General features: G+C 64.5%; 12 protein-coding genes. 4 read left to right on the plus strand and 8 right to left on the minus strand.

All coding sequences use genetic code 11. The features are described from left to right. Window positions 1-133: 133 nt before the first annotated feature. Both I6F12_RS20405 and I6F12_RS20410 read right to left on the minus strand, forming a co-directional pair. Window positions 134-1,951 carry a caspase family protein gene (locus I6F12_RS20405; protein ID WP_225157100.1) on the minus strand — a complete coding sequence of 606 codons (1,818 nt, stop codon included), beginning with the start codon at window positions 1,949-1,951 and terminating at the stop codon, window positions 134-136. A 266-nt stretch (window positions 1,952-2,217) separates the two neighbouring features. Continuing rightward, complete coding sequence (locus I6F12_RS20410) at window positions 2,218-2,925, minus strand: hypothetical protein (protein WP_225147517.1); 708 nt, start codon at window positions 2,923-2,925, stop codon at window positions 2,218-2,220. Window positions 2,926-3,147: 222 nt separating this feature from the next. Here I6F12_RS20410 and I6F12_RS20415 point away from each other — a divergent pair, with 222 nt between their 5' ends. The 4 genes from I6F12_RS20415 (at window position 3,148) to I6F12_RS20430 (ending at window position 6,437) form a co-directional block, all read left to right on the plus strand. Then, on the plus strand, window positions 3,148-3,477 hold the full coding sequence (locus I6F12_RS20415) for a hypothetical protein (protein WP_036015295.1): 330 nt from the start codon (window positions 3,148-3,150) through the stop codon (window positions 3,475-3,477). 85 nt (window positions 3,478-3,562) lie between these two features. Further along, a complete protein-coding gene (locus I6F12_RS20420; protein ID WP_225157101.1) occupies window positions 3,563-4,093 on the plus strand; it encodes a gamma carbonic anhydrase family protein in 531 nt (176 codons plus the stop codon). Between the two features lie 133 nt (window positions 4,094-4,226). Continuing rightward, complete coding sequence (locus I6F12_RS20425; RefSeq protein ID WP_225157102.1) at window positions 4,227-5,921, plus strand: PAS-domain containing protein; 1,695 nt, start codon at window positions 4,227-4,229, stop codon at window positions 5,919-5,921. Between the two features lie 141 nt (window positions 5,922-6,062). Continuing rightward, window positions 6,063-6,437 carry a hypothetical protein gene (locus I6F12_RS20430; RefSeq protein WP_225147515.1) on the plus strand — a complete coding sequence of 125 codons (375 nt, stop codon included), beginning with the start codon at window positions 6,063-6,065 and terminating at the stop codon, window positions 6,435-6,437. A 180-nt stretch (window positions 6,438-6,617) separates the two neighbouring features. Here the strand turns inward: I6F12_RS20430 and I6F12_RS20435 are convergent, their stop codons facing one another. From I6F12_RS20435 to I6F12_RS20460, 6 genes are all read right to left on the minus strand, one after another. Then, window positions 6,618-7,109 carry a hypothetical protein gene (locus tag I6F12_RS20435; protein WP_225157103.1) on the minus strand — a complete coding sequence of 164 codons (492 nt, stop codon included), beginning with the start codon at window positions 7,107-7,109 and terminating at the stop codon, window positions 6,618-6,620. Window positions 7,110-7,289: 180 nt separating this feature from the next. Next, window positions 7,290-8,021, minus strand: coding sequence for an aspartate/glutamate racemase family protein (locus I6F12_RS20440; RefSeq protein WP_225157104.1), 732 nt, complete (start codon window positions 8,019-8,021; stop codon window positions 7,290-7,292). Between the two features lie 21 nt (window positions 8,022-8,042). Beyond that, complete coding sequence (locus I6F12_RS20445; RefSeq protein WP_025037151.1) at window positions 8,043-8,921, minus strand: ABC transporter permease; 879 nt, start codon at window positions 8,919-8,921, stop codon at window positions 8,043-8,045. A gap of 3 nt (window positions 8,922-8,924) precedes the next feature. Next, on the minus strand, window positions 8,925-9,878 hold the full coding sequence (locus tag I6F12_RS20450; protein WP_036015279.1) for an ABC transporter permease: 954 nt from the start codon (window positions 9,876-9,878) through the stop codon (window positions 8,925-8,927). 5 nt (window positions 9,879-9,883) lie between these two features. Further along, entirely contained in the window at window positions 9,884-11,173 is a 1,290-nt protein-coding gene (locus I6F12_RS20455) for a PotD/PotF family extracellular solute-binding protein (RefSeq protein ID WP_225157105.1), read from the minus strand. Window positions 11,174-11,215: 42 nt separating this feature from the next. Then, window positions 11,216-12,202, minus strand: coding sequence for an ABC transporter ATP-binding protein (locus I6F12_RS20460; protein WP_036015276.1), 987 nt, complete (start codon window positions 12,200-12,202; stop codon window positions 11,216-11,218). Window positions 12,203-12,420 lie beyond the last annotated feature (218 nt).

Genomic DNA, 12,420 nt, shown 5'->3' on the forward strand with positions numbered 1-12,420 from the left:
ACCATGGGCCCCGGCTCAGCAGCGCACCGTCGAAGAGACGCTGCGCCCCGACCAGGGCACGCAGCGAGAATACCACGACGTCATTGCGAGCGCAGCGAAGCGTCCCAGAGCAGGACTTGCCTGGCACGCGTCTTCAATTGCAGACTTCGACACTTCTGTAGCCGCTGCCACTGCTTGTTGTTTCAAGGCGACAGCCTGATCGAACCGGACGACAGATTCCACTGGAACAGACCATTTGACCAGACGACTGCGGCTTCGCGGGTGCAGCTTCGGTTTGCTTGCGCTCCGTGTCTCGCTTTTTGGCATCCTCGCGGGCCGCGACCGGCTTCTTGTCCTGCACCTTCTCGCATTCATTGTCGTCGTTGATGCGATAGCCGGCGCGGCACGCGATCTTGACGCAGGTATCGCCGTCCGCCTTGAAGCCCCGATTGCACACCAGCGGGCAGACCCGGCCCGGCTTGGACTTGATCATGTCGAGCGCCTCGAAGCTCGCGAGCTTGGGGTCGAGCTTCGTTCCCGCATATTGGTTGAACAGCGTCAGTGAGCGCTGTGATGACGCATTCCAGTCGCCGTCGGCGGCGACGGCCAGACAACCGACGCGACGGAGCTCCGACTGAACCAGCTTGGCGGTTTCCAGCGGCGAGAGCGAGGGCGCCGATTGAGCAGGGGCCAGGGCCGCGACCTTCTGCTCAGCGTCACGCTGAGCCTTCTCTTTGGCGGCTAGCTCAGCCGCTGCCTTTTCGCTGGCGATCTTTTCGGCCAGCGCCTTTTCGGCAGCCTGCTTGTCGGCCAGTGCCTTGGCAGCTGCTTCTGCATCTTTCCTGCGCTGCTCGGTGGCCGCCGCCTTGGCCTCTTCGATCTGCTTGGCCTTCTCCGCGGCGATCCGAGCATCTTCGGCAGCCTTGGCCGCTGCTGCGGCTTTCTCCTGCTCGGCCTTCTTGGCCCGTTCGGCGGCGAGCCTTGCCTTCTCCTCCTCGGCCAGCCGCGCCTTCTCGGCCGCGGCAGCGCGGGCGTCTTCGGCGGAAATCCGGTTGAGTTGAGCCTTGGCGAGGTCGGTATAGAAGCCGCTCGGATAACGATTGAGGAATGCGGTCCAAACGTCGCGCGTGCCGAGCTGGAGCGCCAATTCATAGTCGCGCCGGATGTCGCTATCAGGGTTGGCTTGAGGCCCGGTCGCGGCCGGCTTGGCCGCAACCAGGGCCACGTCGTCACCGCCGAGCGAGCCGTACACAAATGGCTCCTGCTTATAGCCAGTATTCTTGAGCACGTCGTCGCGCACGAAGCCGAACGCCTTGCGCAGATCGAGCCCGGGCGTTGGCAGGCGTTCGACGAGAGCCGCCGCGAACGGGCTGTTCTTGGAGTCGCCATCGGACGCCGTCGAGCCCGCTTTGGCGGCGAAGGCAATCATAGTGTTTGGGCTGGTCGGCTCGACCTTGGCAAGGCCGCGGCCGATAGCACGCGAGGCGATGGTACGTTTCATCGTCTTGGCAAACGGGTTGTCGCGACATGCATCGAGGATGATCAGGCGCAGCTGCTTTGCGGGTTCGACCGCGAACAGCGCGCGGTCCAGCGCTATCGTTTCGTCCAGCACGTCGCTGTCGGTCTCCAGCGTCGCGTCGGTCGGGATCAGATAGTTGACACCATCCAGTTCGATGCCATGACCGGCGTAATAAACCACCGCGACCCCAGCATCCCGCGCCTTGCCGCCGAAGTCACGCAGCGCCCGACGCATCTCCGAACCGTTGAGGTCGAGCTTGATGTCGACGGTATCGAACCCGGCCTTCCTGAACATGCCGCCGACCAGGGTGGCATCGTTCGCCGGGTTCGCCAGCCGCGCCACGTTCTTGTAGGCCGAGTTGCCCATCACCAGCGCGACGCGCTTCTCAGCCAGCGCCGGGCCCGCTCCCACGCAGATCGCAAACATCAACAAAACAAACAGCCGAAGCCGCATTCCAGCCCCCGAATGCAATAGCGTCAGATTATTCGCAGCATGGCCAATCGCAATCTGTGCTCAGTGATATCAGTCACACATCCATGCGCCATCCGGGCAACCCCGTGCCAGGCATCACGGCCATCATGCCCTGTTTTGGCCCGATGGGTCAATCGTTATTCGAAAAAAACGAAAAGACTCGATGCTGCCAACGCTTGGCTACTGTGCATGGGGTTGTTTTCGATTTTTTGGTTTGGAGGCTCCAGCCTACAGTAAGCCGACCGCCCTTAGCCACGCGGCCCGCGCAGCTGCGCGGTCAGCCTCTCCATCGCCTCCGCCACTTCGCGCCACTGCGACAGCCAGCTGCGTGGAAAGCGGAAGGTGAGGTCGGCGCCGCCGACGCGGCGCTCGGAGAGGCACATGCCGGGGGTGGCGGCATCGCGCGTGCAGCGCGCGGTGAGCGCGGGGCTCGCAGCCGAATAGAGGTCCTCGCTGCCGTAGGGCGTGTCGGTGCGGAACATGCGCATCGTCAGGCCGTCCGCTGGGCTTGCCGCGGCCGGGTCGAGATAGCGCGGATAGATCGTGGCCGTGCGCTGCTCGGGCGAGAGCGCATCGTGATGGGCGGCGATCGACAGGAAGATGCGGTCGATCGACTGCAGCGCCGCCTCCGCCGTGTCGGAGGTGACGTGCTTGGGCGCGCCGGGCGGCTCCAGCGAGGGATAGAGGAAGTCGAGATCGATGCGCTCCTGCGGCCCCGAGTGCCGCTGGATCTTCATCCGGATCGCGGTCACCGGCAGGTTGAACAACGTGCCGCCGACGCTCACCGGCAGCTTGTCCGGCGCGTTCGCGCCCCGGCTGCCCCAGGTCGGCCACAGCAGGTAGGCGACGAGCGCGACAGCTGCGACCGCCGCCGCGCCGCCGAGCACGATCGGCACGACATGCGCCCGGGTGCGCGTGCGGGGGGACCTGAGGGGAGCTGCCGAGAACAATGCCATGAATTGTGCGAGGTCGACCGGAGGTCGGCCGATGGCCGACGAATCAGCGGCGAATATGCCATGCGACGGCGCTTTCGCGCAGCGTTCCCGGCCGCTTGGATCGGGACGGCCCCTGCATGGGACGGCCGGCCGCGTTAACCTTTCCTTAGGGATAATGTAGCGTTAACGGGTTCTGTTTGTCACAGGAAGGCACGCGCGTTGTGTAAGGGCGGAGCACTTCCGATGACACCTGAAGCTCTCAACACCTTCTTCTCGATCGGCATCGGTTTCGCGCTCGCGGGCGCGCTCGTGAACGGATACCAGGCGCTGGCGCAGCGGCCCGCCGGCTTCGGCCTGCTGCAGGACGGCGTGGCCCCGAAAACCTTCGCGGCAGTTCCCTTCCTGGTGTTCGCCGCGCCCTTCATCATCATGCGCAACACGCTGCGCGGCGTGCGGGTGGAAAGCCGCCGCATGGAATTCGTGATGATGGCGACCGTCATCGCTGCCTTTTGGAGCATGATGAGCGGCACCTTCTTCCTGATGACGCTGCGCGCCGCCGGCCTTCTGGTCTGATCCGAAGTGCCTCGAGCGCGGCCGGCCCTTTGCGTCGCGGCTGCCGTTTGGCTATGCCAATCGTCAACGCGACAGGAGACAGCCAATGGCCATCTACGAGCTCGACGGGCAGGCGCCCGACCTTCCCGCCGACGGCAATTATTTCATCGCCGAGACCGCGACCGTGATCGGCCGGGTGCGCTTGAAGCCGGGCGCGAGCGTCTGGTTCGGCGCGGTGCTGCGCGGCGACAATGAGTGGATCGAGGTCGGCGAGGGCGCCAATGTGCAGGACGGCTCGACCTGCCACACCGATCTCGGCTTTCCGCTTGTCATCGGCAAGAATTGCACGGTCGGCCACAACGTCATCCTGCACGGCTGCACCATCGAGGAGGGCGCGCTGATCGGCATGGGCTCGATCGTGATGAACGGGGCAAAGATCGGCCGCAACAGCATCGTCGGCGCCGGCTCCGTCATCACCGAGGGCAAGGAGTTCCCCGAACGCTCGCTGATCATCGGCTCGCCGGCCCGCGTGATTCGCACGCTCGACGACGCTCAGGTGCAGAAGATGGGGAGCGCGGCCCGGTTCTACGTGGCCAACGGTCCGCGCTTCAAGCAGGGCCTGAAGCGGATCGGCTGACCGGCCCGCCCGGCCGGGCTTCGCCCCAGCCGGGCCACGGCTCGATACCGTAAGAATACAGGTTGGTGCTTTAATCCTCTGCTAGCGCGATCACGCTTATCATCCAGCGTTTTCAACCAGGAGGAGCGGCGCCATGGGAGCTGCGGCGCTGGAATCCGGCCTCGGTGCCGGAACCAAATTCTTGAAGAAATTGGTCCGTTTCGTGCGCGGCGCCGACACGCTGACCGTTGCGGAGAAGGTCTACAGCATCGCCGCCTTTCTCGCGATCGTCACCACTTTCCTGCTGGTGATGTCGGTCCAGTCAGTGCGCCTGCAGACGACGTATCGCCACCTGCATGCCACCTCCGCCGACGCGGCGGTCGGCGTCGGGCGCATCAACGCCCTGATCTACGCCGTCGTGATGGAATCGCGCGGCATCTACATGTCCGCCGATCGTGCCGCGATGAAGCAGTTCGCGGACGGGCTGGTGCGGCGCAACCGCGAGCTCGCCGAGGCCGTGAATAGCATGGAGCGCACGGTGGGCGACGACGACGCCGAGCTGTTCTCTTCCTTCCGCCAGCGCATCCAGCAATTCATCGACTTCCGCCAGGAGCTGGTGCGCCGCGGCGTCGAGATCAGCCCGGCCGCGGCCCGCGAGTGGGGCGACAACGACGCCAATCGCACCCTGCGCAGCAAGCTCAACAGCGATCTCGAAGCGCTCGAGCGCATCTACGAACAGCGCGCCCGCGAGGCGGACGAACTCGCCGACAGCCACCGCTACGCAGCCGCCTATCTGTTCGCGCTGGGGCTCGTGGCGCTGATGCTCGCGGCGTTGAACGTCGTCGTCATGCGGAACTCGGTGGTCGGCGCGCTCGCCGATATCACGCAGGCGACCGACCGGATCGCGCAGGGCGACGTCAAGAGCGAGGTGCCGCATCTGCGCCGTCACGACGAGATCGGGCGCCTTGCGCGCGCGGTGCAGAATTTCCGTGACGCGGTGGCGCGCATCTTCGAGCTCGAGGAGCTCGAGCTCGGCACTGCGCAGGCGCGCGACGCGGCGATGACCGAGCGCGACAAGTTCAACAACAAGTACCAGGCCAAGAAGTGGCAGCTTTCGGCAGCGATCAACAACATGCCGCAGGGGCTGATCATGCTCGACGGCAAGGCCAATGTGGTCGCGATGAACGCCAATTACCGCAGGATCTACAATCTGCCTGAGACGATCCAGACCGGGTCAAGTCTCGAGGAGATCCTCCAGCACAGGGTCGAGAGCGGATTGTTCAGCGGCGACGTCACGAAATACGTCGCGGCGGTGCTCGACCGCATCGCCAAACGCCAGCCGACGTCGTACGAGATCGCGCTGAACGACGGCCGCATCATCAAGATCTACGAGCGCCCGATGGACGGCGGCGGCTGGGTGTCGGTGCAGGAGGACGTCACCGAACAGCGCCACCGCGAACGCATTCTCCAACGGATGGAGCGCTTTCTCGCCACTATCATCGAGAACGTGGCCGAGGGCATCATCGCCAAGGACGCGCGCAATCTGCGCTACGTCTTCGTCAACAAGGCCGCCGAGAAGATGATCGGCATGTCGCGCGGCGAGATCATCGGCAAGACGGCGCGGGAATTGTTCTCCGTGGAGGCTGCCGAATTGATCGAGCGGCGCGACCAGCAGTTGCTCGCACAGCGGCAGCAGCTCGAGCCGATCATCGATACCATCGACAATCCCGTCCGCGGGCGCCGCGTCATCTGCGCCCGCCGCATCCAGGTGGGGGGCGCCGGTGAGGAGTCCCACATGTTCGTGACCATGGTCGAGGATCGGACGGAACGGCCGGCAGCGGCGGCATAGCGGCCGGCGGCAGCTCGCATCTGCCGCGGGCTGCCGATGCTCGCGCGGAAGTGAGACAGTGTGGCTGTCACGAATGACCGACTGACGGTAGCTTGGTCCTGCTTTGAAGCGTGGAGCAACCTCCACGCGGAGGATCGAGTGATGTTACGCAGGATGATGATGACGGCGCTGGCCGTGGCGGCGGTCGGGCTGTCGGCGCCACAAAAGGCCGAGGCGGGCGGCGGTTTCGGACGTGGTGGAGGCTTTCACGGCGGTGGCTTCCATGGTGGCGGCTTCCATGGCTGGGGGCACCGTCATTGGCATGGCGGCGGCTTCTGGCCAGGGATCGGGATCGGGGTGGGTCTCGCCGGCGCCGGCTACTACGGCGGTTATTACGGCTACGGCTACCCCTATTACGGCGGCCCCACCTATTATGGCGTCGGCTACAACGACGGTTATGGCGGCTGCTACGTCGTGCGCAAGCGCGTCATGACCCCGTCGGGATGGCGCTACCGCCAAGTCGACGTCTGCGAGTGAGGCGAAATAGCTGTTAAAAAACAAGGTCGTTGACGCAGTATACCGTCAACGACCTTGCCAGCCCCGGATATTGAAATCGGCTCACGCCATCCGGTAACGGCGAGCATCGCGCGGAATCATACCGGCGAATGTGATCCAGTTCACAAGTGGCGAAAATAAAGTTCCCGCACCGTGCCCGGCTCAGCCGCCCGAGCGCTTGCGTGCGCTGGCGTGGCGGTGCCGCGCCGGTTTCCTGCGGGTAACCGATGGAGTCTCGACCTCAGTCGCCCGTGCGCTGGCAAAGGACTGCCGCAAGCCGTCGATGGATTCGTTCAAGGCCGTAACCTGCTCCGACAGGCGCTTGGTGTCGGCCTGTTGCGCCGCCAGCAGCCGCTTCATCGTCTGAAGCTGGTCCTGCACCACCTGGAGCTGGTCGATCGATTCCTGCTGGGTCGCCTCCAGCCCCTTCGTCTTCTCGACCAGCTGCTCGGAGGCCTGGGCGGTGCGGGCCTGAAGCTGCCGCGAGGCCACCACCCGGTCGCTCTCGGGGGCGGCACCGGTATAGGCCCGCAAGATTGCGATCGACGTCACGCCCGCGATCAGCAGCAGGAGGGCTGCAGCAGTCAGCGCGATCGGCTGGGCGCCAAGGCGAAGGAGGGTGTTGGACGGCCTGTCCTGGGCGAGATCGATCATCGCTGACAAAACCCAAATTGAAACTTGGTGAGTGGCGAAGACCGGCAACCCAGAGGGGTCACCGGGGCGTCCCGAAAGCCTTACGTTTCGGCAAGGAATGGGACCAAAAAGAGGCTGAGCGGCAAAAAACCAGTGATCAGCGGCTCTTGCAGCCCGGGAGCGCCGCACAGGGGGCAGGGATCAAGGCTGAAATTGCGAGAACGGCCCGGAATAGCTCTTTGCGCGCGGTGCCGCATAGGGCCCGAGCCGGGAGGTCCTCAGTCCAAGTCGCACCAGTGATTCCGCCAGCGTCACCGCGGCCGCGACGCCGTCGACCACGGGAAGGCCGTGCGTCGCGGCGAGCTCGCCTGCGAGATCGGCCATGCCGGCGCAGCCGAGCACGATCGCTTCTGCCCGGTCGTCACGGATGGCGGCGGTGATCTCCGCCGAGATCTTGCCGAGCGCATCAATGTTGCGCTCTTCGAGCGCCAGCACGGGGACCTCGGCGGCACGGACGCGGGCACAGCGTTCGGCCAGGCCGTACTTGCGCAGATTGTGCTCGAGCGGCACGATGGAGACGCCGAGCGTGGTCACCACGGCAAAGCGCGCCGCGATCAGGCTCGCGAGGTGGAAGCCGGCCTCGCCGATGCCGATCACCGGCGCCTTGGCGGCGGCACGCGCGGCATCCAGGCCGGTGTCGTCGAAGCAGGCGATGATGTGTGCGTCCGCGCCGTCGCGATCGGCCTCGCGGATGCAGCCGAGCATGCCGGGCACCGCGAAAGCTTCGTCGTAAAACCCCTCGATCGAGACCGGGCCCATCGCCGGCTGACGCGCATCGATCACGGTGCCCGCGAGGGCAACGCTGCGCGCGGCAGCGGCGATCTTCGCCGTCATCGACGCGGTTGTGTTGGGATTGACGACGTGAAGCCGCATCAGAACAGACGAGTCCTTATCTCAGACGAGTCCCTTGCCGGCGTCCGAGCCCTTGGCCGCCTGCCGCTTGTTGAGCACGTGAATGGTGCCGAGCGCAAGCGTGATGACAGTGAACGAGACCGCCGAGATCACGGTGCCGAGCGCGTAGATGTCGGGGTTGGTCACGGTGGTGGTGAGGCCTTGAAGATCCAGCGGCAACGTGTTCACGGCGCCGATCGCCTGGCTGGAGCGTGCGAGCTCGTCCCAGGACAGCGTGAAGCCGAACAGGCCGATGCCGATCACCGAGGGCAGGATGATCGGCAGCACGACATGACGAAAGGTCTGCCACGGTGTCGCGCCGAGATCGCGCGCGGCCTCTTCCAGCCGCGGATCGAAGCGGTTGAAGATCGCGAACATGATGAGCAGCCCGAACGGCAGCGTCCAGGTCAGGTGCGCGCCGAGCCCGGACGTCAGCAGGCCCATCGAGGTCTCGAAATTCTCGTTCCAATGCGCCTTGATCAGGTCGTCGATGATGCGGAACTCGAGCGAGATGCCGAGCGAGGTGATGATCGAGGGCACGATGAGGCTGGCGATCGCCGAGTAGAACAGGATGCTCTGCGCCTTGAACTTGCGCCGGAACGCCATGCCGGCGGCGACCGACAGCACGACGGTGACGATCATCACGACGATGCCGAGCAGCAGCGAGCGGCGGAAGGCGGCACCGAGATCGACGATGCCGGTGCCCTGGAACAATTTTGCGATCCAGAAGGTCGATACGCCGTTCATCGGGAAGGTGAGGCCGCCCTGCGGCCCCTGGAACGACAGCACGTAGATCGCGATCATCGGCCCATAGAGAAACAGCACATAGGCCGCGAAGAAGATCGCGAGCACGTAGAACGAGCGCGGGCGTCCTTCCTTCATGCTCTAGAGCTCCTTCTTGATGTCGACGATGCGCGACATCATGGTGATGATCAGGAAGGTGATCGCGAGCAGGATCACGGCATTGGCTGCGGCGGCGGGGAATTGCAGCGCGTTGACCCGCGTCTCGATGATCTTGCCGGCGGCGGCGATCTGCTGGCCGCCCATCACGCCGATGGTGATGAAGTCGCCCATCACGATGGTGATGACGAAGATCGAGCCGATCACGATGCCGGGCTTGGCCAGCGGAATGATGACGTTGACGAGGGTCTGGAAACCGCTGGCGCCGGCATCATAGGCGGCCTCGATCAGCGACTTGTCGATGCGCACCATCGAGTTGAAGATCGGCACCACCATGAAGAAGGTGAAGAGGTGCACCAGTGCCAGCACCACGGAGAATTCGGAGAACAGCAGCCATTCCACGGGATGGTTGATCAGGCCCGTCTTCATCAGGCCGGTGTTCACCAGGCCGTTGCGGCCGAGCAGCGGGATCCAGGCGATCATGCGGATCACGTTGGAGGTCCAGAACGGGATCGTGCACAGCAGCGACAAGCCCATCTGCCAGGTCTTGGACTTGACGTGGAAGGCGAGGAAGTAGGCGACCCAGAAGCCGACGAAGAGGGTGATGGCCCAGACCAGGAAGCAGAGCTTCAGCGTCTTCAGATAGGTCTTGGCGATGGTGCAGAGCTCAGGGAGCTGCGCGATGCAGCCTTCGAACGTGTCGGTGTAGCCGCGGCCGGAGAAAGCCGGCAGCAGCTGGTATTCGTTATAGTCCCAGAACGAGACGATGACGACGAAGACGAGCGGAATGAGGAAGAACGCGAGAAACACCAGCATCATCGGCCCGGCCTGGAGCCAGGAGATGAAGGACGGCGACAGGCGCGTCGGCTTTGCGGCGCGCGCTGTGCCCGACCCCGGGATCAAGCCCGGGGCTGCCTGTTGCAGGACCTCTTCCGACATGTCCGTTACGCCGCGATGAACTCGTTCCACTTGCGGACCATGTAGTCGTTCTCGTCCATCACGGCGTTCCAGCACGCGACCCCGCCCATGCGATCCTCGTAGGAGCCGCCGTCACGCACCGCGCCGGCCTTTTCCAGCAGCGAGCCGTCCGGCGCCTTGATGTCCATCTCGGCCGGTTTGCCTTCCATCCAGTAGGCCCATTCGTAGGGCTCCATGTGCGCCTTCGCAGTGGAGAGCACGGCGGAGTAATAGCCCTGGCGGTTGAGATAGGCGCCGGCAAAGCCCGACAGGAACCAGTTCACGAATTCATAGGCCCATTCGAGCTTGGCACCCGAGACGCCCTTCGACACGCAGAAGCCGGAAGCCCAGGACCGGTAGCCTTCCTTCAGCGGCTGGAAGGTGCAGGGGATGCCCATCGAGCGCACCTTGGTAACCGCCGGTGACCACATCGACTGAATCACGGTCTCGCCCGAGGCCATCAGGTTGACGCTCTCGTTGAAGTCCTTCCAGAAGGCGCGGAACTGGCCGGCCTTCTTGGCCTCGGTCATCACCTTCATGGTGAGATCGATCTCTTCCTTGGTCATGTTGCCCTTGTCGGCATATTTGTACTTGCCGGAGGCTTCCACGACCATGGCGGCATCCATGATGCCGATCGAGGGGATGTTGAGGATCGAGGCCTTGCCCTTGAACTCGGGGTTGAGCAGCTCGGCCCAGGTGCTGATCGGGCGCTTGATCAGGTCGGGGCGGATGCCGAGCGTGTCGGCGTTGTAGACGGTCGGGATCAGCGTGACGAATTCGGTCGCCGACGTCGCGAACTTCTTGGAGTCCTTGCCTTCGAGATAGAGCACCTTCCAGGGCGCGGTGCCCTGGCCGCCGATCTTCTTGCCGCCGGGCGTCTCGCCCTTGGTGAAGACGGGCGTGATGTTGCCGAACTCCTTGATCTTCTTGGCGTCGAGCGCAAGGATGTTGCCCGACGGCACCAGCTTCTTCAGGGAGAAATATTCGGTATCAAGCACGTCGAAGGAATTCGGCTGGGTCATCACGCGCTTGGTGACGTCGTCCGTGGTTGCGGTGATGTATTCGATCTTGATACCAGTGTCCTTCAGGCATTGCTTGGCGATGTCGTCGCCCTCGTTCACGGCCGTGCCGAGATAGCGGAGCACCTTCGCATCGGCCGACTTCACGTAAGGAAAGCCGGTGATCGCGCCGGAGCCGGCGGCGAGGCCGGCGAGACCCGCGGTGCCCTTCAATAGCGTGCGGCGGCTGACGCCGGTCTTCCTGGTCGTCTCGGTCATTTCGCTCACTCCTCTGTGTTGCGCATTCCGTGGTGAAGGGTGCTATTGCAGGCGTTGCGCCTTGGCGGGATCCCAGGTCGCCAGCACGCGATCGCCCGGACGGAACGGATGCACGTCGAAGGCGGCCTCGGGAACGTGGGAGAACAGGGCGGTGCCGTCGTCGAGCGTGAGCGAGACGGCGATGTAGGAGCCCTGGTACTCGGTCTGGGTCAGCAACGCCGGCGCGCCGAAGGCGCCGTCGACGAACGGCACGATGCCGAGCTGATCGGCGCGAACGGCGATGAGATTGCCGGCGTCGCTGAGCACGTTGTGGCCGCCGATGAATCGGGCCACGAATTCGGTGCGGGGACGATGGAAGATGTCGCGCGCCGTGCCCTGCTGCTCGATCCTGCCGTGGTTCATCACCACGATGTGGTCGGCGAGGGCCATCGCCTCTTCCTGGCCGTGGGTAACCTGGATGAAGCTGATGCCGAGCTCGCGCTGCAGCCGCTTCAGCTCGCCGCGCATCTTGACGCGCAGGAACGGATCGAGCGCCGAGAGCGGCTCGTCGAGCAGGAGGATCTGCGGCTCGGTGATCAGCGCGCGCGCGAGCGCGACGCGCTGCTGCTGGCCGCCGGAGAGCTGCGCCGGAAGACGGCCTGCATATTGGCTCATCGCGACCAGCTCGAGCAATTCGCCGGCGCGCTTGTGCCGCGTCGGCTTGTCGATGCCGCGCATCTTCAGGGCGAAGGCGACGTTGTCGAGCACGGAGAGGTGCGGAAACAGAGCGTAGGACTGGAACATCATCGCGGTGCCGCGCTTGGCGGGCTCGAGGTCGGTGACGTTCTGCGCGCCGAGGATGATGTCGCCTTCGCTGACCGCCTCGTGACCTGCGATCATGCGCAGCGTCGAGGTCTTGCCGCAGCCGGAGGGGCCGAGCAGGCAGCAATAGGTGCCGGCCGGGATCTTCAGGTTGACGTTGTCAACGGCCAGCGTGGCGTCGTAGCGCTTGGTGACGGCGACCAGTTCGAGAGCGGCGGGAATGGCCATGGCGTGTCCGAGGAGGGGCGTTGCGTCCCGCCTCTCTCCGCAAGGTCCGTGCCAACAGCCCGCGACGATGCGAATTTCAAAAACTGTGCAGCGGAGTCAGATCGTTAGATCGATTCCGTCCCAATTTGTCGGGCCGTCACCCGTGCAGCCAGCTGCACACAAAACGGGCGAAGATTGTATAAAGTTTCGCCTGTGATTGGATACAGCTCGTCGACTAA

Source organism: Bradyrhizobium sp. IC4059 (assembly GCF_020193615.1).
Classification (GTDB): domain Bacteria; phylum Pseudomonadota; class Alphaproteobacteria; order Rhizobiales; family Xanthobacteraceae; genus Bradyrhizobium; species Bradyrhizobium yuanmingense.

Excerpts from the sequence above, each read along its gene's own strand:
- I6F12_RS20460 (WP_036015276.1), bottom strand. The coding sequence starts at position 12,202 with ATGGCCATTCCCGCCGCTCTCGAACTGGTCGCCGTCACCAAGCGCTAC.
- I6F12_RS20440 (WP_225157104.1), bottom strand. The coding sequence starts at position 8,021 with ATGCGGCTTCACGTCGTCAATCCCAACACAACCGCGTCGATGACGGCG.
- I6F12_RS20450 (WP_036015279.1), bottom strand. The coding sequence starts at position 9,878 with ATGTCGGAAGAGGTCCTGCAACAGGCAGCCCCGGGCTTGATCCCGGGG.
- I6F12_RS20445 (WP_025037151.1), bottom strand. The coding sequence starts at position 8,921 with ATGAAGGAAGGACGCCCGCGCTCGTTCTACGTGCTCGCGATCTTCTTC.
- I6F12_RS20420 (WP_225157101.1), top strand. The coding sequence starts at position 3,563 with ATGGCCATCTACGAGCTCGACGGGCAGGCGCCCGACCTTCCCGCCGAC.
- I6F12_RS20415 (WP_036015295.1), top strand. The coding sequence starts at position 3,148 with ATGACACCTGAAGCTCTCAACACCTTCTTCTCGATCGGCATCGGTTTC.
- I6F12_RS20410 (WP_225147517.1), bottom strand. The coding sequence starts at position 2,925 with ATGGCATTGTTCTCGGCAGCTCCCCTCAGGTCCCCCCGCACGCGCACC.
- I6F12_RS20430 (WP_225147515.1), top strand. The coding sequence starts at position 6,063 with ATGTTACGCAGGATGATGATGACGGCGCTGGCCGTGGCGGCGGTCGGG.
- I6F12_RS20425 (WP_225157102.1), top strand. The coding sequence starts at position 4,227 with ATGGGAGCTGCGGCGCTGGAATCCGGCCTCGGTGCCGGAACCAAATTC.
- I6F12_RS20435 (WP_225157103.1), bottom strand. The coding sequence starts at position 7,109 with ATGATCGATCTCGCCCAGGACAGGCCGTCCAACACCCTCCTTCGCCTT.
- I6F12_RS20455 (WP_225157105.1), bottom strand. The coding sequence starts at position 11,173 with ATGACCGAGACGACCAGGAAGACCGGCGTCAGCCGCCGCACGCTATTG.
- I6F12_RS20405 (WP_225157100.1), bottom strand. The coding sequence starts at position 1,951 with ATGCGGCTTCGGCTGTTTGTTTTGTTGATGTTTGCGATCTGCGTGGGA.